This is a genomic window from Rossellomorea sp. ABR4_004, assembly GCF_056159585.1.
On record NZ_JBSWVM010000001.1, the window covers coordinates 518,451 to 538,066 of the forward strand.

A 19,616-nucleotide genomic window follows, 5' to 3' on the forward strand; every position below is an offset into this window, starting at 1 on the left:
CAAAGAAAAAATAAGAAAGGGAGGTGTTTATGATGGGTAAAGATCGTCAAGAAAAGAAACTAAAACAAAGCAAACGAGTCGAATCAGACAGAGACCAGGGCCTGCACTACAACGGAGCAACAAGCCTGCAAGGACCCGAAGAAGCTAAAAAGATACAGAGGTAACAAGAAAAGCGGAGGCGGCTTGGTAGAGGCGACAAGCATACTTGGCTGGATGTTTAGTATTCCAAAGAAAGAATTCAGCCAAAATCCTAAGTAATTCGGCCGTTTTGAATGATAATCCGGCGGAATTCAACAAAAATCCAGCCGTTTTATGTGTTAATTCAGCCACTTCACAAAAATACCCAATATATCCGAAACTAATATCAAGCAACAAAAAAAGAACGAATTCTCATAAGAGAATTCGTTCTTTTTACTTATTAAACATTCTATTGCTATAATTTGCAGGATTCAATCCTCTAACGTCCAGCCAATGAAACACGTCGCCTGATAGCACCAGTGGAACATTGTGAAGATCTTCTAGACGCCTGCACCCCAGCGCACTCATCAGGAATTTAATATCCGTATGAATTTGATTCACTTCTTCAATGGTGTCCTTAAGACCCGAGTCTAATAGCTGCTTAAGAATGATGCCGGCCATTCCTACAGCAGATGCTCCTAAACCTAGCGACTTAACGATGTCTAAGCTATTTTGGACACCACCAGAAGCAAGAATGGGCTTCCTCGATGTTGCATGACTTTCAGCAATCGAAATGGCAGTGGGTATACCCCAATCATCGAAAAATTCCAACATTCGTTCTCTGCGTTGATTTTCGATTTTAGAGAAGTTGGTACCACCGAATCCCCCGACATCAATGGCTGAAATGTTGGATTGGGACAAGGATTCTGCAGTCTCTTTACTAATACCAAAACCCGTTTCTTTCACTATGACTGGTACTTGAATACTCGCAGCAATCTCCTGTATTCTGTCCATGGCCCCTTTGAAGTCCCTGTCACCTTCGGGCATGGTTAATTCTTGTATGACATTTAAGTGAATTTGCAACGCATTGGCACTAATCATCTCTACGGCATCTTTTGCCTGTTGAACGGTTGCCTCACTTCCCAAATTCCCAAGAACGATTCCATTCGGATTATGTTTACGAACGATCTCATACGTATTTCTTTCAGAAGGGTCTTTTAGTGCGGACATTTGAGATCCGACAGCGATGGCCAGACCTGTTTCCCGTGCAAGAATCGTTAATTCTTCATTGATTTTAGAAGTTGATTCACCACCGCCGCCTGTCATAGCATTTATAAAAATTGGCGAACTCCAATTAAGTTCGCCAATCTCTGCCTGTAGATGAACTTCATCTACCGCTATATTCGGTAAGCTTTGGTGGACAAAAGCAACTTCATCAAAACCTGTTCTTCGTTGTTGGCCTGTCGATAAAGCATAATTAATGTGGTCTTGCTTTCTTTGAGCTCTTGTCACTATTCATCACCATTACTTAAGATCTTTTAATTTGTCACCAATCATTTCACCTAATTGGAAGCCGGTATTTTCTTCAGGCATTTCGTAATCAGTCACTTCTTCCTCTTTTTCTTCAAGAGATTTGATGCTTAAAGATAAGCGTTGATCATTCTCATTTACATCCAATACCTTCACTTGTACTTCTTGGTTCTCCTGAAGGACTTCGTGAGGTGTACCGATATGTTTATGTGAAATTTGAGAAATGTGAACAAGACCTTCAACACCAGGTAACACTTCTACAAATGCTCCATATGATACTAGGCGTTTAACCACTCCGTCCAGAACACTGCCTTTAGGTGCCTTCTCAGAAATATCACTCCAAGGTCCTGGCAGGGTTTCTTTAATGGATAAAGAAATACGTTCGTTGTCACGATCGACGCTTAGAACTTTGACCTGTACTTTTTGTCCCTCAGTTACTACGTCTGAAGGCTTTTCAACGTGTTCGTGAGAAAGTTGGGAGATATGCACCAATCCATCTACTCCACCAATGTCTACGAACGCTCCGAAATCTGTGATACGTTGAACTGTACCTTCAAGAACAGCACCAGATTCAATATCCGTAAGGAGCTGCTTTTTCTGGTGTTGCTTTTCCGCTTCTACAACAGCCCGGTGTGATAGGATCAGACGATTTTTTTCCTGATCCAATTCAACAATCTTGAACGTCAATGTTTTGTCCTTATAGTCCGAGAAATCCTCGACATAATAGTCCTCGACTAATGATGCAGGAACAAATCCTCTGACACCAAGATCAACTACAAGTCCGCCCTTCACCACATCTTTGACTTCCGCTTCAAAGATGTCGCCATTTTCAAAGCGAACCTTCATTTCTTCCCATGCTTTTTCAGCATCTACTTTTCGTTTAGAAAGAACAAGAAGTTCTTCTTCAACTTTTGTCACGATTAACTCAAGTACATCCCCTTCACTGACTACATCAGAAGCTTTTTCGATATGAAGGCTTGAGAGTTCACTAATTGGAATGATGCCATCCACTTTGCTATCTTGAACGTCGACTAAGACCTGTTTCTCTTCAACCTTAGTGACTGTTCCTTTAACTTTTTCACCGATTTCAAGATTTTTCACTTCAATTCCATTCATGTCTTCCATTATGTACTCCTCCTTAATCCATGACTGCAAAGATTTTTGATAATTGCGAGACTTCACAATTTAAATATTCTTTCTACTAACTTCTAATAAATACTACTTTTTGTCAAGCGAGAAAGCTCATATTATTCATGCTCATGTATTAGTTTTTCGATGTGCTGCATAATAATTTCAGTTGTTTTCTCAGCATTCAGTTTTTGTTCTCGAATGCCCTCCATCGCAATAGGCGGTCCGAATACGACCTTTAATTTCCTGAAAGGCTTATAGGGTCCAATGATTGCACAAGGTACAACGTAAGCATCGGATCGAAGGGCAAAGAAACCCGCTCCAGCCAATCCCTTACCTATTTTACCTGTCTTACTTCTAGTACCCTCTGGGAATAGTCCTAAAACATCTCCTTGTTTGAGGACCTGCAAACCTTTCCTTAGTGCCTCCCGGTCACTCATTCCCCTTTTCACCGGGAATGCCCGTAAATCGGGTAATAGCTTACCCAATACCGGGACACTGAAAAGCTCTTCTTTAGCCATGAAAGAAACAGGTCTGGGAGCTGAAATCCCCACCACCGGGGGATCTAAGTTATCAATATGGTTGGTGCATAATAAGACTCCCCCCTCTTCAGGGAAATGCTCCAAACCTTTGACCTCAATGCGATAGAGAGGGGAAAGAATCGATTTCACGAGACCTTTAGCAAATGAATACAAGTTCACATTAACCTTTCCTTTCTACTAACAGCATAATTTGATCCACTACTTCAGGGATGGATAGTGAAGTTGTATCTATTTCAGTTGCGTCGTCCGCTTTCTTAAGAGGAGCCACTTCTCTTTCTGAATCGATTTTGTCACGGCGGGCAATTTCTACTTTTAATTGTTCCAGATCAGAAGGGAACCCTTTAGAAATGTTTTCTTCATGTCTTCTTTGGGCTCTTTCATTTACACTTGCCAGTAAAAATACTTTTATTTCAGCGTCGGGAATAACATGGGTCCCGATATCTCTTCCATCCATCACGACAGCCCCTTGTTTAGCCAACTGCTGCTGCCTGCTCACCATTTCTTCTCTAACTTGAGGATGAACGGCCACATGAGATACTGAATTGGTAACTGTGGCTTGACGAATTTCATCTGTCACATTTTCCCCGTCTACATATACAATTTGTCCATCTTCAGTCGGTTCAAGGGTGATTATTGTTTGAGCTAATAATTCCTTCAACTCATTATCATCATGCAAGTCTATATTCAATTTCAAAGCTTTATATGTTAATGAGCGGTACATCGCCCCAGTATCAATATAAAGATAAGATAATTTCCCTGCTACAATTTTCGCCACTGTACTTTTCCCCGCAGCTGCAGGACCATCGATCGCAATTCTTAATTTCTTCAACTAATCCACCTACTTAATTTCCTAATAATTTTCTTACCTATTTTAACATAAATCTCACACCACGTTGAAAGAATCTTTATTCAATAAAAAGAGCAGGCAATCAATTACCTGCTTTACCGGATAAGGTTTCGACTATTTCGCTGTACTCCATTTTTTCGACGCCTTCATAAAAAACGATCTTATTGAGCTCGGGAAGGATATTTAATTCATGGATGACAAATTGGACTGCTATTAATAACATGAAATGTATAATGACTAATTTGATTAATATTCGCTCAACGGATTTAATTGTATTCACCCTTTTCCTATTCATAATTATAGAAAAAGTATGTGTAAATTATGGAATTTTATTCAAGTAACCCTTTTTTTCTTAAATTCAACTGTCTTTCAAAGCAATATCTTAAAATAAGCTGGCGGTGATTTTCAGTTAAATGAACAAATTCAATACTGGCAACTTTTTTGTGATCTTTTTCCCAGACGCGGATCACTTTACCTTCTATTTCTACATACTGGTTCTCACCCGTTTGCATAGGCAGAACGATGGTCGTAGATATTCTAGAACCACTTTTCATTTCCATCCCATCTCTCACCAATACCGCGCATCCTCCTGCACTGATATCCTCTGTAATCGTAGGAAAATAATTCTCGTTTATTTTTATTGAAATATCTGTGTTCGCTTCTACTCGCACAAATTGTCTTCTTTGAACCTTTTCTAAACCTTCCTCACCTGGATAATGGATGTGGATCATAGGTATTTTCGATAGTTTACGGCCCTTCACTTCTGTTTCAAACATAAGCACCGTCTGTTCATTAACGATGAAGCTTGCTTTAAGTTGTTTACCATCTATTAAGAAAACGGTTTTCTCTGTTTTTGTATGAATAGGATAATCGATAAAGAGCCCTTCTTCCCCGATCTCAACGACCCGGCACCTATACCGTTCAAATGTATCATTATGTATGGGTTCCAACTGTAATGTGGTACCTGCTTTTATCATAGTACAATACTCCCACTTTCCCATTTTATGTATCTATATTATGGCATGACATTCCTCACCTTTCCATACATTTTTGAATCTCTATTCTGAATTTTTCTACATCTAAAGAATAGGACGGACCTCCATATCGGAGGTCCGTCCCTCTAAAAGCTTAGACGACTTCTTCATAAATCGGTTCTGCTTTTCTGAGCTTCTCTACTTTTTCTTCTTCTCCAGTGTTTGCATTGATAAATATTCTAAAGGTATCCTTACCCAGCATCCCTAGGAATTCGTAGCAGAGCACTTCTTCATTAAGATCATTCACGATTACCGCTTTACGTTCTTCCATTACTTTTAGATTAGGGTTAGTCGTTTCTTTAGCTTCTGCTTGAGTAATGGACGGTTGTCCGATTTCTCTGTCATGATTATTCTTCAAATATTCCTCGGCAGCAAATCCGACGATTTGTCCATTATCCAATGCTACCTTTATTTTAACAGAGTCTGGATAAATCCTTACACCATCCAATGCTGTTACATAGGTAAAAATACCAATGTTGTCATACTGAGCACTTTCGAATAGTTCTAACTTCTCAAATTCGTTATCCTTCAGGAAGGCAGTCGCTTTCTCTGCGGCTTTATTTAAGCTGATTTTTGCTTTCTGGACTTCCCGATTGTTAATATACCAGATTGGATATCCACCTTTTTGAGTAATATCCATACTTGCATGTGTTTTACCTTTTTCAACCGTAACACTATAAAATTTATAGTCAGAGCCTTTTCCGCTCTTTGTTACTTTTGCATCAACCTTTTCACTTATCCCGGAATATTTTCTTAAGATTGAAACAGCCTCATCCTTTGAGATCTCTTTCCCTTTAATCTTCTGAAAATTTTGGTCTTTCTTCTCAGTATTCACAAATGTTGTAGAACCAAAGTTTGCTTCATCATATCCAGATACATTCTTTTCAACGGTTTTAAAGCCATCGATAATGGTGTTATCAGCCTGTTCATTCCCTGACGCCAATGCGAGCTCAACATCCATCCATCTCAGATTGTTCTCCATCACTAGATGTTGAACCTTTCTTAACTGATTCTGAATATCTGCACTTTGCTCATATAAATTTTCAAGTGATTTATATTCTTTATCCGTTAATGGATTCTTGTCTAAATCCCTTACAGCCACTCGGTAGCTGAAATCTCCAATATTACTTAAGAACTCTTCTGTTTTATTAAATGGCAGAAGTGTCAACGGAAGCTGTCCTACATCGCTGTGTGCCTGAGAAGTTAATCTCCACACATCGGCAAGTGCCGGAGACAATGATTTTCTTGAATTCATGGCAAGAGTTGAACCAATCTTATCGTGAAGCAGATCCACTTGATAAGTTAACTCATGAAACGCCCTTTGATAGTTATTTTCAGCATTGATTAATATCGCATTTTTTTCCTGATGCTCTTGGTATCCCCAGAATGCGGTTCCTGCAACACCAAGGACGAGCACCGTTATTAAAATGACACGTAGCAATTTACTTCACCTCTTTAACTACAGAATATGTGCTTTCCTATTTTCTTGATTTGTGGACGTGACCAAATCCACTTGCTTGTTGCTGTCACAGGGTTAAAGTAATAGAGAGCACTTGAAGAAGGATCCCAGCCGTTTATGGCATCCAAAACCGCTTCTTTCGCTTTTTCATTTGGTGTTAACCATATCTGGCCGTCTGCTACCGCTGTAAAGGCACCAGGTTCGAAAATGACACCTGCGGCTGTATTCGGGAATGCTGAGCTGTCTATCCGATTGAGAATGACAGCTGCTACTGCAACTTGTCCCTCATAAGGTTCACCACGGGCTTCTCCATATACGGCATTTGCCATAAGTTGAATGTCGTTCTGTGAAAAACCATTAGGCGTGTTCACTGCCGTTGGTTTGGATGGAGTTGGCGCTTGCTTTGGAGCAGGTTTCTTTTGAGGAGCTGCTTTTCCACCGGATGTTCCGCCTTTCGCCCCGCCACCTCCAGGACCTTTTTGTTTATTCAAATCTGTTCCGCCATAATGACTGAAATTGTTGCCTTTTTCAATTTGCTCTTTAACAAATTGCTTGTTATACTTTGAGGCTTTCACCAATTTTTGTTTCGTTTTCGCCCCTGCCAACCCATCAATGGGAAGTCCGAACTCATATTGAAAGTTTCTAAGAGCCCAATATGTGCCCCAGCCGAATACTCCATCAATATCACCGTTATAGTACCCGATATATTGAAGTCTGGACTGAAGCTCGATTACATCCTCACCTGTTGCGCCATGTTGTATCACTTGATTCGTAAAAGCGTCTGCCTTCTCTCCTTCAGACGAAATCATAAAAAGAGAACACATAAGCACCATGACGACTGAAGTAGAAATCAATTTGAAACGACTATTCATAATGCTTTAACCTCCATATCTTCAATTAACATTAACTCTAGTTTTTGTAGAGGCTCCCATTTTATACAAGTGAATAATAAAATTTAGAAAACAACATTGATATGACTCTGTAATGTCCCAGCAAAAGCCATGTAAACAATCTGAGTTAAAATAGAATGAGGATTACTTCAAACAAATCCGCAATAAGAGGGGGAGGTCATGATGGAAGACTATTTAGCGAAGTCATTAGATGAGTGGAAAGAAGATATTTCAGAGGTGTTGGATCAAATTAATACTGACTATGAAGAGATAAAGAAAGAACTGAAGGTATATTCCTATAAGTACGGCATTACAAAGCAAGTCATTCAATCAACCGTGAATGAGGAAATCATCGAAAATATCAGGGAAATGTATCATAAGCCTTTTGAAGAAAAGTACAATGAACTGAAGGAATACATACGCGAATTGGACGAAAAAAGAAAAGTGTTTCAAATGTTCGTGAATAAAATTGATGAAGTGAAACGGAAAGAGGCTCCTAAAACCGACCTTGCGGCTGCGTATAAGTAGATATTTTATTAAACCGCCTTTCCCTAGGCGGTTTTTTTTACGGGAGATTATACGGGATCTGAAAATGCAAAAAGGACGCTTTACATAGAAAGCGTCCTTTTAAATAATTTCTTTTTCGAAATCAGTACCGGTGTATTTCTTTTCTGTTAATCGATGGGCACTTTTCACTTTCTTCAAACCAAGCCACCATAAGAAAAACATAAACGGCACCATATAATAGATCCAGTTTTTCTCGGCTAAAAAGATGTAATTATATGTTCCGTGTAACAGTAGGGGCACAGAAATCGCAATAAAAAGCCACTTATGCCTTTCTTCACTGGAGGAAAACTTTGCTTTTCCTAAGTAATATCCCATAATGACACCGAACAACGCATGACTTGAAACGGGAAGGATCGCTCTTCCAAATGCATGTTCTACACCGTTTGCAACCAAATACAAAATATTTTCAATAGTCGCGAATCCAAGTGACACACTTGCTCCATAAATAATGCCGTCGTATGGATCATTAAAATCAACATGTTGGAAAATCGCAAACATTAAAATAAACCATTTAAAGAATTCTTCTAAAAGCCCGGAAGAAATGAAAGCCGTCGACCAATTAGAATCAATGATTCCTTCAACTTCTAATACATATTGTAAAAACATAATAGGAAATGTGATTAGGGCCCCATACATAAAGGTTTTGAATACTAGCGTAATAGGTTCTGCCTCATATTCATCCCGCAAATAAAAGTAACTTAGCAGTGCTAATCCTGGTGCTATACCCGCTGATAAAATCACCAGCATAAAAAAGTCCTCTTTTCTTTCTGTTTTCTTAATCGTATCATGTTAATGTAGGAATGGAAACAGGAATTTATTTGGTTGGAGGAATGAACGATGAAGAAAGATATTTTGGTCATACATACAGGGGGTACCATCTCTATGATGGAAGACGAACAGACTGGAGCAGTCACTCCCGGGAAGGAAAATCCCCTTTCGGTACAAACATCTATCGTATCGAATTTAGCAAATCTAACGGTCATAGAAGCATTTCATCTGCCTTCCCCCCATATTACGCCAGAGCATATGCAGCAATTAAAAGAGATAATCGAAACAAAATATAAGGAAAAATCATTTGACGGAGTCGTGATTACCCACGGAACAGATACGCTAGAAGAAACTGCCTACTTCCTGGATTTAACCCTTTCTCTTCCAGTCTCCCTTGTCGTTACAGGGGCAATGAGATCAAGTAATGAGATTGGAGCGGACGGTCTTTATAACCTCATTTCATCCGTTCGGGTAGCTGCTGATGACAAATCCAAGAACAAAGGGGTTTTAGTCGTTCTGAATGACGAAATTCACTCTGCTAAGAACGTGACCAAAACTCACACAAGCAATGTTTCTACCTTTCAAAGTCCACAATATGGACCAATCGGGATTGTAACTAAAAGAGGCGTTCTATTTCATCATCAGCCTACATCAAATGAGCATTATCAGGTTTGTGACATATCCAAGAGGGTTACCCTGATCAAAGCATATGCCGGGATGGACTCAGGCTTATTAGTTGCCATAAGAGATTTACAGTACGATGGAGTTGTAATCGAAGCATTAGGGCAAGGAAATCTACCTCCAGATACGGTAGATGGGATTAATGAACTGTTAGCTGCTAATATCCCGGTTGTATTGGTTTCGAGATGCTTTAATGGGATCGTTCAGGATATTTACGGCTATTCAGGAGGAGGAAAACAGCTGAAAGAAAAAGGAGTGATCTTCTCGAATGGTCTTAATGGTCAAAAGGCAAGGATCAAGTTAATGGTGGCTTTGTCCCAAACCGATGACATTAAAGAATTAGAAACGATTTTTAAAAATTAAGGTTGTCTCACCAACAGAATCCTAAGTAAGCATCATAAAAGAAAGAGGCTCACGTCGGTATCGACCCCCAAAAGTTAGAGTAGAAAACTAACTTTTGGGGGTGTTTTTATGGCTAAATATAGTGAGGAATTTAAACTAAAACTTGTCACCGAGTATCTGGATGGCCATCTTGGATATAAATCATTGGCGAAAAAATATAACCTCCCCTCTAAGACACCACTACAAGATTGGGTACGAGCTTATAAAACACAAGGAATAGAAGGTATAAAGCGAAGAGAAATAAACAAAGCGTACTCTGTTCAATTTAAATTAGATACGATACTATTTATGTTAGAGACAGGCGCTTCTTATCAGGAAACGGCGGAACAATTTAAGCTGAACAATCCTTCATTAATTCATTCTTGGACGAAAATATTTAATGAACAAGGAGTAGATGGCCTGAAACCTAAATTAAAGGGGAGACCTTCTATGTCTAAGAAACCTAGTAAATCGGAGAAGAAGGAAGAGAAAAAGGTAACACGCGAAGAGGAATTAGAACGCGAGAATGAATTACTGCGACTGGAAAATGCGTACCTAAAAAAGTTGAGAGCTTTTCGGGAGAATCCGAATGCCTTCCGCGAAAAGCACAAGCCAAGCTCGCATTCGAACTTAAAGAAGAAGGATTCCGATTAAAAGATATTTTCCAAGTAGTGGGGATCCCCGAAGCAACCTATCACTATCATGTGAAGGGTTTTGACAAAGAGGATTCGAATACAGAATTAAAAGAACTCATTACTTCCTTATTTAAAAAATTTCATGAACGTTATGGATATAAAAGGATTACGAAGGAATTAAAGAAATTAGGTCATCATATCAATCATAAAAAAGTATATCGTATTATGCGAGACCTCGGATTGAAATGTGTAAAATTCATGCGGAAATCCCGTAAATACAATTCGTATAAGGGGAACGTTGGAAAGGTAGCGAAGAACCGGTTATCACGCCGTTTTAACACGCATGTCCCTCTACAAAAATTAGTAACTGACATTACAGAATTTAAATGTCTAAACGAAGAGAAGTTATATTTAAATCCCATTCTTGACCTCTATAACGGAGAAATCATAGCGTACGGAATCAGGAAACGTCCAACGTTAGGTCTAGTCATGGAACCTTTACATGAAACGATAGAAATAATAAGAAATCACGCAATCTATCGAACCACCTTACATTCTGATCAAGGCTGGCATTACCAGCACAATCAATGGGTGAAGACATTAAAGAAGAATAATGTATTCCAAAGCATGTCACGGAAAGCTACATGCGCAGACAACGCTGTAATGGAAAACTTTTTTGGTGTTTTGAAGCAGGAAATGTATTATGGAGAAAAATTAGTTACCTTTGAGGATTTAAGAAGCCTGATTGAAGAATATATCCACTGGTACAATCATGAACGTTCAAAAGAAAAATTGGATGGACTAAGTCCAGTCGAATACCGAAATCAGTCCATCCAATCAGCTGCATAACAAAACTCTAACTTTTGGGGTTAACCACCGTCAGAGCCTCTTTCTTTTATCATTTATTATTTTGTGTAATGGATTCAGCGATCAACCCGCCATGCAAACGACCATTTTCAATAAAGATCTCATTCGCATTGTTTCCCGCAGCAATAACACCTGCAATATACACACCTTCTACATTCGTTTCCATCGTTTCTTGATGAAAAGCAGGCCTACCTGTTTCCTTATCAATATCTATTCCCATTTTCGTCAGGAAGCTATGATCCGGATGATAACCTGTCATTGCAAACACAAAGTCATTTTTGATTTCTTTCTTCTCACCATTTACCTTGTAGATGACAGAGTCCTCTGTGATCTCCTCTACACACGCATTGAATTCCATTGCTACCTCACTATTTCTGACAAGCGCATCAAAGTTAGGGAGTATCCAGGGCTTAACACTTTTCGAGTACTCGCTTCCCCGGTATATAACGGTGACTCTTGCTCCCGCTTTATTCAATTCAAGTGCTGCATCAACCGCTGAGTTCTTCCCTCCAATCACCACCACATCTGTGTCAAAAAAGGGATGTGCTTCTTTAAAATAATGAAACACTTTCTCTAATTCCTCTCCTGGGATCTCTAAATAATTGGGATGATCATAGTAACCGGTGGCAATGACGATGTATTTACTTTCATACGTTCCCTTTGAGGTGGCAACGGAAAAACGGCCATCTTGCTTCTCCACCTTATGAACTGTCTCGAAACGATTGATTCTTAATTCTTTCCGCTTCGCTACTTCACGATAATACACGAGTGCTTGATTCCGCCTTGGTTTGTGTTCTTCAATAACAAAAGGAACGTCACCAATTTCGAGCTTTTCACTTGATGAAAAAAACGTTTGATGAGTGGGATAGTGGTATATGGCATTCACAATATTCCCTTTTTCAATGATTAAAGGATCGATTCCCTTTTCTTTTAAACTAATAGCAGCTGACAACCCACACGGTCCCCCACCTACAATAATGCATTCTTCCATTTTCAAATTCAGACACTCCTTCAATTCCTCTATCTGAATGGTCATTTACGTTCGTTCACTTCAGATGTTAAAATATCTTCTACCCAATTATTATGTTATAAGATTACGATTTGGTCAAAAGGAAGCACTCGAACCCCATGATCCCGTCAGTAATATGATTTCTAATTTCAGCTGAAATTATTGAAATGCGCCATCGATAAGAATAGAAAAAGGATGAGATGTCATTCATCTCATCCTTGAGTGGAATTAAATCCAACCTCTGAACCTGCATGCTTCTGCCATTTTTCTTACTCCTACCATATAGGCGGCAAGTCTCATATCGACTCTCCTGGACTGGGAAGTTTCGTATACATTATTAAAGGAGCTGATCAGAATCTTCTCCAATTTTTCTTCCACTTCTTCTTCAGACCAGTAATAACCCTGATTATTTTGTACCCATTCAAAGTAAGAAACCGTTACTCCGCCCGATGAGGCTAACACATCAGGAACCAGTAAGATCCCACGCTCTGTGAGGATTTTCGTTGCTTCCAACGTTGTCGGTCCGTTCGCTGCCTCTACTACAATGCTTGCTCTTATGTTGTGAGCATTCTTCTCTGTGATCTGATTTTCGATGGCTGCAGGCACAAGTATGTCACAGTCCAGCTCTAATAGTTCTTCGTTTGTTATCGTATTATTAAATAATTTCGTCACCGTTCCAAAACTATCCCGACGATCTAGCAAATAATCAATATCCAGCCCATCTTCGTCATGAAGTCCACCGTAGGCATCAGAAATCCCGATCACCTTTGCTCCTGCATCATGCATAAACTTTGCAAGGAAGCTACCGGCATTACCAAAGCCCTGAACGACTACTCTCGCTCCTTTAAGCTTTATTCCTTTTTTCTTGGCTGCTTCATGAATACATATCGTGACACCCTTCGCCGTTGCTGTTTCACGACCATGGGAACCCCCGAGCACCAATGGCTTCCCTGTAATAAATCCTGGAGAATTATACTCATCAATTCGGCTGTATTCGTCCATCATCCACGCCATGATTTGCGAGTTTGTAAAAACATCGGGGGCTGGAATATCTTTCGATGGCCCGACAATTTGGCTGATTGCGCGTACATAACCACGACTTAACCGCTCAAGCTCTCTAAATGACATGTCCCGGGGATCACAAATGATACCCCCTTTCCCTCCACCGTACGGAAGGTCTACAATTCCACATTTCAAGCTCATCCATATGGAAAGCGCTTTAACTTCTTTTTCAGTTACATTCGGGTGAAATCGAATCCCGCCTTTTGTAGGTCCAACTGCATCATTATGTTGAGCACGGTATCCCGTGAAAACTTTTACTTTCCCATCATCCATCCGGACTGGTATTTTAACCGTTAACATCCGTACAGGTTCTTTTAATAATTCATAAACTTCTTGTGAATACCCCAATTTATCAAGTGCAAGATGAATAACCGTTTGTGTAGATTTCAATACATCGTGTCGATCAGATGCTTGGTGATTTTCTTTCCCCTTATCGGCTACCATTTATGTAAACCTCCCAGTATATTTCACTGTTTAACGGAACCTCGTCCGCTTTCATGACATAGTATACACGTTTGAATTCTTCTTGCAAAGAAGGAAAATCAAAAATAGTGTATTTTTTTGAAAACGCTATCATAAACGAAAAGCGGAGGCGGCTTGGGCAGGCCCGACAAGCATAAGGCGAGACCACCGGAATGGCGTTCTTTGCCTTTTTGGTGGGACTGACTTATGACCTCGAGCCTCTAAGCCCTGGAGCTGGACATCGCGAAAAGCGGAAGGGCTTTGCCAGGCAATTCAAAAAATCACAACAACCTTCACCATAACAAAAAACACTTTCAGGAATCACCCTAAAAGTGCAAAATAAGATCTATATTTCTATAAATCATAGTAAAACATATATCTAAAGGGGGGGTGAAGATTCGGTTCCTTATAACACGATCAGAAATAAAACAGAATTTTATCAATGGAATCCTTTATTAAAACAGCACGGCCATACTCCATCAGGATATGTTTCGTAATCTTTGATTGCTGACCGTATTCAGCGCAAATAGCCTCCATGACCAAGCTATCGTATTCCAATAGGTTTTCAATAAGTAAGTAATAGTTTTGTTCATAATAATAAATGCTTATTTGTATCAGGCGATTGTTCACTTTGTTCAATTCGTTGATACGTTTAAGGAGGCCCAGTACATCCTCGAAATCATCAAAATAAACGAGTACATCAAAATCATTCATGGACTTCATGATTCCACTTTCGTCTTCCCAATCAGAAAAGTCATCTTCTGACTCTAATGTGAGGATCATGCAGATTTCCTGATCATCAAATGACTCAATCTCAACGGTGATTTCCATTTGTGTTTCAATGCCGAACTTGCCCTGAACTTCATCTAACATATCTTCAAAAAGATCATGCCACATATAGGAATCTTTCCATTGGTCTTGTTCAAATAAGCCTTTTTGCTCTAACTCTTCCACACTAATGGAAAATTTTATTTTGTTGTCAGAAATTCTTTCAAGCTTCATCTTCGTACCCCCTAGAGTGTGACGATTTATCACCATACTATGTAAGGGGCAGAAAACAGTGCATAATCCAATTATAATTTACTTTTCAGCCATAGTTCCCAATCAGATTTGGATTGTCCGACAATGTGTTCCTTAAATTCCTCTTTCTTGTCATTTGGGAGATGGTCTACAGCAAAACCGCCTATTCCAATTTCCAGGCCTTCCCGCTCATCCTTTAACGAAGTAACGAGTGACAACAGATTGTCTACATTTTCCCTTAAGGTGCAGGAGAAGAATAGAAACTTAGGATCGACTTCGTCAAGAACGATGTCGATATCCTTTTCTTTAATGCTGGAGCCTAAATAGATTACTTCAAATCCCTTTCTTCTTACATAAAGCGTAAAGATTAACAAGCCCAATTCATGCCATTCTTCCGGGCCGCAAACTGCTACTACTTTAGGCAAGATTCCGTTGTGTGGAAAAGAGTGCATGATGATACCGATACGGGATCTAAGTATCGAGGTTGCAAAATGCTCGTGAGCCGTCGTGATTTTTCCGTTCTCCCACAGGTCTCCAATTTTAACCAGCAAGCTCCCCAGAATATCAATCACCACTTTATCAATTGTGTAAACAGCAAACGACTGGTTGATTAATTCATGGGCTTTTGTTTCATCAAAGCTTAAGAGTGCTTTCAACAAATCATCCGAAATGCTCTGGGTGCGGTCCTTTCGTTCAGAGGATGCAATTTCATTTTCTTCCAGCTCTTGTTTATCAAGTAACGCCACAGCCTGACTAATGGTGAATCCCTGATCGACCTTTTCAACCAGCCATTTTAATATATTTAAATGTTGTTCTGTGTACAAACGATGACCTGATTCATTACGTACAGGAGCAATTATCTGATATCTTCTCTCCCATGCCCTTAATGTACCTGGTTGTATTCCTAAGATTGTGGACACAGCCTTTATATTGTATTTACCTTCTAACTTCTTGTCATTGCTCATAAATAGTCCCCCAAAGTAATTCTCTTCTCTCTAAAATTATAATCGAGAAACTGCACTGTGTAAAATTTGTACAGGTATTGAACAACAAATGTTCATTTTATTCCTTTTCGATTTTCAGTAAATGGGTCTCTGCCGGAGCTCCCAAGCGTAATGGGAGCGCAGTTGTCCCATAGCCGTTACTTACTAATAGGGTGGTCTGTGGGAGCTTTTCAAGTCTTCCTTTTTTATACAATCCCCACCCAAACAATCGAATTTGTCCACCGTGTGTATGGCCACTCAACATCAAGTCAATCCCCTCTTCTTTACGTACCTGCCTCACAAGCCTCGGGTCATGACTGATCAAAATATTAAATTCATACGGCATTGTTTTATTTAGGGAAGAAAAGTAAGAAGCTCTCTGCGTACTCGCATCGTCCACTCCGATCAGGTTAATCTTCCCTTTATGAATAGGCACACTTACTGAATCATTTACGATTTCAATGATTCCCTTCTGTTTAAAAATATCCTTCAGCCTGATCGTATTCACTTCATGATCATTATTGCCCCATACGAAATAAACCGTTCCCAGTGTCAATAGTTTATCTAAATTTTGCTCAACTCTTGAGTATGGCACTCCTTTTTCCAAAAGATCCCCGCCAATGATGACAAAATCGACTTTTCCCTTCACTTCATCAATAATTCCGTCTGACACTTCCCGCTTATGTATATCAGATATAAAAAAGATCGAAATCTCGCTCATATGATAAGGAAGGGCAGGAAGCTTTACCTTCTCCAATTTCACAACATTTCTACGTGCTTCATATAACATAAATAAGAGGAGACTGACTCCCCCTACTAATAAAAATATACTAAATTCAAGCATTGTGGCCTCCTTGTCGGTGGAAATCTATAGAAATAATACCATAAAAGATGGATAAGAAGGAAAAAATCATTGTTTGCCACATTCCGAAAGTGCTCAACAAATAGATGATGCCTATATGAAATGGAATGAAGACTAATTCTTTATGTAGTTTACCATTCATTAATCTTAGAATAGAAAACAATTCGAATTTCAATAAATTCCCTTGAACCATTAACCCGATCATAAAGGCCATCATTGCCGCAAAGAATGGCACGGGATTTAAGACTAACTCCACAATGAACTCAGAGCTGTTCAGCAATTCCGCCGCCGGAAACCATTTAATGAATAGATACCCTAATAGAAACGTGATAAGCAATTTAACCGTATGATTGATCAAAAAAATCCCTCCCATAAATCTTATGAGAGGGATTTTTTTTCATACAGGGTTTCAGTCAATTATTCATCTTCATGAATATCAAGAATGCGGAATCCTGATTTCTCCAGCTTATTGAGGAATTTATCCATATTGTCCTTCTTTTCGACCTTTAGTACGATACGTCGCAATAATTTATCGGTTTCATCAAAGGTAACCAGGGAGATGACCGATTCCGAGTACTGCTGGACGATATCTCCAAGTCGGGCAATCCGTCCTTCTGTTTCCACAGAAGAAAAGGCGATTCGCACTCCCTTTTGATCCATACCGAATGCACTTCTGAATTGATCAAGTACATCAAAGCGGGTAATCAAACCAAGGAACTTCTTATCTGGCCCTACGACTGGAAGAATCGGAGAATCCTTCAATTCGACCAGTGCATTTTCAAATACATCTTTATCGGTTATATATTTGTCGGTATCGGCAATAATATCACGAACTTTTTTCTCCTTGAGAAAGGCTTCTTTATCCATTCCTGAAAGGAAGAAGCTCTGATAAATATTGTAGCGTGTTGCCACCCCTCTATATTCTTCATTCGAGAGGACCGGCACTCCATCAATTTTATGGTGCTCCAGAACGTTAAGGGTCTTTTCAATCGAGTCATTTTCATCAACCACATAGCATTTGTGTTTCGGTATCATGGCACTTTTTACAAACATTTGACCACCTCATCATTAATATCCTACATCTTTAGTATTCAACATTTTCACAAAGTTTCCCTTCATATTTATGAATTTAAATTAATTAACATGTTCTATTTATCCTTTTCATATGTTGTTACGAAGGATTTTCTTTAAAGGAGGGATTATCGTGCACGAATTTTACAAAGCTTATTACCCATATGTAAGCCCATTCGATCCGTGTAAGCCGATTACCCGGAAAGTCTATTCTACGCCCCCTAATCTTTATTTAGGGTTTCAACCTCCCAACCTGGAGCAATATTCACCAAAAGAAGCGTTACAAAAAGGTACTCTTTGGAAAGTGTTTTATGATCCCTACTATAGCCCGTATGAAAAGATGAAGGGAGAATAGACTGACATGAAACAGCTTCCCCCCCATTACTATGAAGTGCTGGAAGAGTTACAGGCTGTAGATTTCGTGATTCTTGACCTTACCCTTTACCTTGATACACACCCTGAAGATTATGATGCAATCTCTCAATATAATATGTATATCAAAACGCGAAAACAAATTAAGAAGAAATTCGAAAAGGAATTTGGTCCTTTGACAAACTTTGGATATAGCTACTCCAATTACCCTTGGGATTGGAAAGATGCTCCATGGCCATGGCAAGTTTAATATTTTGGGAGGTGCATGACAATGTGGGTGTACGAGAAAAAACTTCAATATCCGGTCAGAGTAAGTACATGCAATCCTAAACTGGCAAAATTTTTGATTGAACAATACGGCGGTGCTGACGGAGAACTTGCCGCTGCCCTAAGGTATCTCAATCAACGCTATACCATCCCTGACAAAGTCATCGGATTGTTAACGGATATTGGCACGGAGGAGTTTGCTCACTTGGAAATGATCGCGACAATGGTTTATAAATTAATTAAAGATGCAACTCCCCAACAGATGAAGGACGCTGGACTTGACCCTCATTATGTTAATCATGATGGAGCGATCTTCTATCACAATGCTGCAGGTGTGCCGTTTACTACAGCGTATATAGCGGCTAAAGGTGATCCGATTGCTGATTTATATGAGGATATAGCCGCTGAAGAGAAAGCAAGGGCTACCTATCAGTGGATCATAAATATGAGTGACGATCCTGATCTGAATGATGGTTTGCGGTTTTTAAGGGAGCGTGAAATCATCCACTCCCAACGCTTCCGTGAAGCAGTTGAAATACTTAAGGATGAGAGAGATAAAAAGGTATTCTTTTAATGCATGGAAACTTGGCTCATTTCTTCCTAAAAAAGAAATGGGCCTATTATTTTACTATTTTATTAATACGGGCTTGCTTTTTAGTACATACGTTTAGTCTCACTTACTACCATGAAATAAATTAATATCCCATTCTTTTTTCATTTTTTCATACACATGATGTCTCTTTTTCCAGGCTTCTTCTTTCCATAAATCTTTACTGCGATCAATGATCTCACACCTTAATGCATGATATTCTTTTTCCTTTTTCTCCTTTTTCTCATATAAGATTCTTGTAGCACCGAAAAGTCCGACAAGAAGCATAGTGATAAATAGATGAAAAGAGCTGGATACAAATACAGAAAACATCGCTGCAAAAGAATAAGAATATGGTCCAAGGACAAATTTCGTCACATAATAGAGAAAAAAGAAGGAAGCAAACATGGTTGCCCACAAGGTATAGAGGTGTACCGTTTTGGCTTTATCAAACTTTTGTTTTTTGTCTATTAAATTATGTAGCATCTGTCCCGTTGCTTGATCTGTCCATTCTCCAAAGTTCATCCCCACCCGCTCCTTTCCTTCCTTTATAGTTTATGAACTTGTCCATAAAGTTAGAATAGTAGAATAAAAAAAGGACCTCTTTCAGTCCTTTAGAACATCAGGAAGGC

Annotated in this window: 25 protein-coding genes; 8 read left to right on the forward strand and 17 right to left on the reverse strand. The window is 39.3% G+C overall.

All coding sequences use genetic code 11. From position 1 onward, the window contains the following. Positions 1 to 32: 32 nt before the first annotated feature. Complete coding sequence (locus tag ACXAF2_RS02885; RefSeq protein WP_475137297.1) at positions 33 to 164, forward strand: YpzI family protein; 132 nt, start codon at positions 33 to 35, stop codon at positions 162 to 164. A 247-nt stretch (positions 165 to 411) separates the two neighbouring features. Here ACXAF2_RS02885 and fni read toward each other — a convergent pair whose 3' ends face one another. The 8 genes from fni to sleB form a co-directional block, all read right to left on the reverse strand. Next, positions 412 to 1,470 carry a type 2 isopentenyl-diphosphate Delta-isomerase gene (gene fni, locus ACXAF2_RS02890; RefSeq protein WP_475137298.1) on the reverse strand — a complete coding sequence of 353 codons (1,059 nt, stop codon included), beginning with the start codon at positions 1,468 to 1,470 and terminating at the stop codon, positions 412 to 414. A 12-nt stretch (positions 1,471 to 1,482) separates the two neighbouring features. Beyond that, positions 1,483 to 2,616 (reverse strand): 30S ribosomal protein S1, encoded by a 1,134-nt coding sequence (gene rpsA, locus ACXAF2_RS02895; protein WP_427597777.1) that lies wholly within the window; start codon positions 2,614 to 2,616, stop codon positions 1,483 to 1,485. A 119-nt stretch (positions 2,617 to 2,735) separates the two neighbouring features. After that, positions 2,736 to 3,317, reverse strand: coding sequence for a lysophospholipid acyltransferase family protein (locus tag ACXAF2_RS02900; protein WP_475137299.1), 582 nt, complete (start codon positions 3,315 to 3,317; stop codon positions 2,736 to 2,738). A 1-nt stretch (position 3,318) separates the two neighbouring features. Then, entirely contained in the window at positions 3,319 to 3,987 is a 669-nt protein-coding gene (cmk, locus tag ACXAF2_RS02905) for a (d)CMP kinase (protein WP_475137300.1), read from the reverse strand. A gap of 100 nt (positions 3,988 to 4,087) precedes the next feature. Continuing rightward, a complete protein-coding gene (locus ACXAF2_RS02910) occupies positions 4,088 to 4,300 on the reverse strand; it encodes a YpfB family protein (protein ID WP_475137301.1) in 213 nt (70 codons plus the stop codon). Positions 4,301 to 4,334: 34 nt separating this feature from the next. Further along, positions 4,335 to 4,982, reverse strand: a complete 648-nt coding sequence (locus tag ACXAF2_RS02915) for a flagellar brake protein (protein ID WP_475137302.1) — start codon at positions 4,980 to 4,982, stop codon at positions 4,335 to 4,337. A gap of 151 nt (positions 4,983 to 5,133) precedes the next feature. Continuing rightward, the gene (ypeB, locus tag ACXAF2_RS02920; RefSeq protein WP_475137303.1) at positions 5,134 to 6,480 is read right to left on the reverse strand and encodes a germination protein YpeB; all 1,347 of its coding nucleotides are present in this window, start codon (positions 6,478 to 6,480) and stop codon (positions 5,134 to 5,136) included. Between the two features lie 14 nt (positions 6,481 to 6,494). Beyond that, positions 6,495 to 7,331 (reverse strand): spore cortex-lytic enzyme, encoded by an 837-nt coding sequence (gene sleB / locus ACXAF2_RS02925; protein ID WP_475139073.1) that lies wholly within the window; start codon positions 7,329 to 7,331, stop codon positions 6,495 to 6,497. Between the two features lie 240 nt (positions 7,332 to 7,571). Between sleB and ACXAF2_RS02930 the strand changes: the two genes are divergently transcribed. Then, the gene (locus ACXAF2_RS02930; protein WP_148970017.1) at positions 7,572 to 7,916 is read left to right on the forward strand and encodes a hypothetical protein; all 345 of its coding nucleotides are present in this window, start codon (positions 7,572 to 7,574) and stop codon (positions 7,914 to 7,916) included. A gap of 99 nt (positions 7,917 to 8,015) precedes the next feature. Here the strand turns inward: ACXAF2_RS02930 and prsW are convergent, their stop codons facing one another. After that, positions 8,016 to 8,702, reverse strand: a complete 687-nt coding sequence (gene prsW, locus ACXAF2_RS02935) for a glutamic-type intramembrane protease PrsW (protein ID WP_324744363.1) — start codon at positions 8,700 to 8,702, stop codon at positions 8,016 to 8,018. 90 nt (positions 8,703 to 8,792) lie between these two features. On the opposite strand from prsW, the gene ACXAF2_RS02940 reads away from it, so the two are divergent. The 3 genes from ACXAF2_RS02940 to ACXAF2_RS02950 all read left to right on the forward strand — a co-directional run bounded on the left by ACXAF2_RS02940 (position 8,793) and on the right by ACXAF2_RS02950 (position 11,269). Next, positions 8,793 to 9,767: an asparaginase gene (locus ACXAF2_RS02940; protein WP_475137304.1), complete on the forward strand. Its 975-nt coding sequence runs from the start codon at positions 8,793 to 8,795 to the stop codon at positions 9,765 to 9,767. 108 nt (positions 9,768 to 9,875) lie between these two features. Next, positions 9,876 to 10,439 (forward strand): transposase, encoded by a 564-nt coding sequence (locus ACXAF2_RS02945; RefSeq protein WP_475137305.1) that lies wholly within the window; start codon positions 9,876 to 9,878, stop codon positions 10,437 to 10,439. A gap of 5 nt (positions 10,440 to 10,444) precedes the next feature. Further along, on the forward strand, positions 10,445 to 11,269 hold the full coding sequence (locus tag ACXAF2_RS02950) for an IS3 family transposase (RefSeq protein ID WP_475139075.1): 825 nt from the start codon (positions 10,445 to 10,447) through the stop codon (positions 11,267 to 11,269). A 49-nt stretch (positions 11,270 to 11,318) separates the two neighbouring features. Here ACXAF2_RS02950 and ACXAF2_RS02955 read toward each other — a convergent pair whose 3' ends face one another. From ACXAF2_RS02955 to ACXAF2_RS02985, 7 genes are all read right to left on the reverse strand, one after another. Next, positions 11,319 to 12,284 carry a YpdA family putative bacillithiol disulfide reductase gene (locus ACXAF2_RS02955; protein WP_475137306.1) on the reverse strand — a complete coding sequence of 322 codons (966 nt, stop codon included), beginning with the start codon at positions 12,282 to 12,284 and terminating at the stop codon, positions 11,319 to 11,321. A 240-nt stretch (positions 12,285 to 12,524) separates the two neighbouring features. Next, positions 12,525 to 13,802 carry a Glu/Leu/Phe/Val family dehydrogenase gene (locus ACXAF2_RS02960; RefSeq protein ID WP_475137307.1) on the reverse strand — a complete coding sequence of 426 codons (1,278 nt, stop codon included), beginning with the start codon at positions 13,800 to 13,802 and terminating at the stop codon, positions 12,525 to 12,527. 435 nt (positions 13,803 to 14,237) lie between these two features. Further along, the gene (locus ACXAF2_RS02965; protein ID WP_475137308.1) at positions 14,238 to 14,822 is read right to left on the reverse strand and encodes an adaptor protein MecA; all 585 of its coding nucleotides are present in this window, start codon (positions 14,820 to 14,822) and stop codon (positions 14,238 to 14,240) included. A 71-nt stretch (positions 14,823 to 14,893) separates the two neighbouring features. Continuing rightward, a complete protein-coding gene (locus ACXAF2_RS02970; protein ID WP_475137309.1) occupies positions 14,894 to 15,805 on the reverse strand; it encodes a MerR family transcriptional regulator in 912 nt (303 codons plus the stop codon). 97 nt (positions 15,806 to 15,902) lie between these two features. After that, on the reverse strand, positions 15,903 to 16,667 hold the full coding sequence (locus ACXAF2_RS02975) for a metallophosphoesterase (protein WP_475137310.1): 765 nt from the start codon (positions 16,665 to 16,667) through the stop codon (positions 15,903 to 15,905). After that, on the reverse strand, positions 16,660 to 17,043 hold the full coding sequence (locus tag ACXAF2_RS02980) for a hypothetical protein (protein WP_475137311.1): 384 nt from the start codon (positions 17,041 to 17,043) through the stop codon (positions 16,660 to 16,662). The genes ACXAF2_RS02975 and ACXAF2_RS02980 overlap by 8 nt, the downstream gene beginning before the upstream one ends. Before the next feature lie 59 nt (positions 17,044 to 17,102). Further along, the gene (locus ACXAF2_RS02985) at positions 17,103 to 17,738 is read right to left on the reverse strand and encodes a CBS domain-containing protein (RefSeq protein ID WP_475137312.1); all 636 of its coding nucleotides are present in this window, start codon (positions 17,736 to 17,738) and stop codon (positions 17,103 to 17,105) included. A gap of 151 nt (positions 17,739 to 17,889) precedes the next feature. On the opposite strand from ACXAF2_RS02985, the gene ACXAF2_RS02990 reads away from it, so the two are divergent. Genes ACXAF2_RS02990 through ACXAF2_RS03000 form a run of 3 tightly spaced genes read left to right on the forward strand, consistent with a single transcriptional unit; the run spans position 17,890 to position 18,969 of the window. After that, complete coding sequence (locus tag ACXAF2_RS02990) at positions 17,890 to 18,111, forward strand: spore coat associated protein CotJA (RefSeq protein WP_044340146.1); 222 nt, start codon at positions 17,890 to 17,892, stop codon at positions 18,109 to 18,111. A 6-nt stretch (positions 18,112 to 18,117) separates the two neighbouring features. Further along, on the forward strand, positions 18,118 to 18,378 hold the full coding sequence (locus ACXAF2_RS02995) for a spore coat protein CotJB (RefSeq protein ID WP_113967646.1): 261 nt from the start codon (positions 18,118 to 18,120) through the stop codon (positions 18,376 to 18,378). A gap of 21 nt (positions 18,379 to 18,399) precedes the next feature. Beyond that, a complete protein-coding gene (locus ACXAF2_RS03000) occupies positions 18,400 to 18,969 on the forward strand; it encodes a manganese catalase family protein (protein WP_427597773.1) in 570 nt (189 codons plus the stop codon). Positions 18,970 to 19,068: 99 nt separating this feature from the next. On the opposite strand, the gene ACXAF2_RS03005 is transcribed toward ACXAF2_RS03000, so the two are convergent. Next, a complete protein-coding gene (locus ACXAF2_RS03005) occupies positions 19,069 to 19,509 on the reverse strand; it encodes a DUF2663 family protein (RefSeq protein ID WP_475137313.1) in 441 nt (146 codons plus the stop codon). Positions 19,510 to 19,616 lie beyond the last annotated feature (107 nt).

Coding starts and splice junctions, on each gene's coding strand:
- ACXAF2_RS02915 (WP_475137302.1), bottom strand. CDS start 4,982: ATGATAAAAGCAGGTACCACATTACAGTTGGAACCCATACATAATGAT.
- ACXAF2_RS02910 (WP_475137301.1), bottom strand. CDS start 4,300: ATGAATAGGAAAAGGGTGAATACAATTAAATCCGTTGAGCGAATATTA.
- ACXAF2_RS02965 (WP_475137308.1), bottom strand. CDS start 14,822: ATGAAGCTTGAAAGAATTTCTGACAACAAAATAAAATTTTCCATTAGT.
- prsW (WP_324744363.1), bottom strand. CDS start 8,702: ATGCTGGTGATTTTATCAGCGGGTATAGCACCAGGATTAGCACTGCTA.
- sleB (WP_475139073.1), bottom strand. CDS start 7,331: ATGGTGCTTATGTGTTCTCTTTTTATGATTTCGTCTGAAGGAGAGAAG.
- ACXAF2_RS02885 (WP_475137297.1), top strand. CDS start 33: ATGGGTAAAGATCGTCAAGAAAAGAAACTAAAACAAAGCAAACGAGTC.
- ACXAF2_RS02945 (WP_475137305.1), top strand. CDS start 9,876: ATGGCTAAATATAGTGAGGAATTTAAACTAAAACTTGTCACCGAGTAT.
- ACXAF2_RS02960 (WP_475137307.1), bottom strand. CDS start 13,802: ATGGTAGCCGATAAGGGGAAAGAAAATCACCAAGCATCTGATCGACAC.
- ACXAF2_RS02970 (WP_475137309.1), bottom strand. CDS start 15,805: ATGAGCAATGACAAGAAGTTAGAAGGTAAATACAATATAAAGGCTGTG.
- ACXAF2_RS02940 (WP_475137304.1), top strand. CDS start 8,793: ATGAAGAAAGATATTTTGGTCATACATACAGGGGGTACCATCTCTATG.
- ACXAF2_RS02995 (WP_113967646.1), top strand. CDS start 18,118: ATGAAACAGCTTCCCCCCCATTACTATGAAGTGCTGGAAGAGTTACAG.
- ACXAF2_RS02975 (WP_475137310.1), bottom strand. CDS start 16,667: ATGCTTGAATTTAGTATATTTTTATTAGTAGGGGGAGTCAGTCTCCTC.
- ACXAF2_RS02930 (WP_148970017.1), top strand. CDS start 7,572: ATGGAAGACTATTTAGCGAAGTCATTAGATGAGTGGAAAGAAGATATT.
- ACXAF2_RS03005 (WP_475137313.1), bottom strand. CDS start 19,509: ATGAACTTTGGAGAATGGACAGATCAAGCAACGGGACAGATGCTACAT.
- ACXAF2_RS02985 (WP_475137312.1), bottom strand. CDS start 17,738: ATGTTTGTAAAAAGTGCCATGATACCGAAACACAAATGCTATGTGGTT.
- ACXAF2_RS03000 (WP_427597773.1), top strand. CDS start 18,400: ATGTGGGTGTACGAGAAAAAACTTCAATATCCGGTCAGAGTAAGTACA.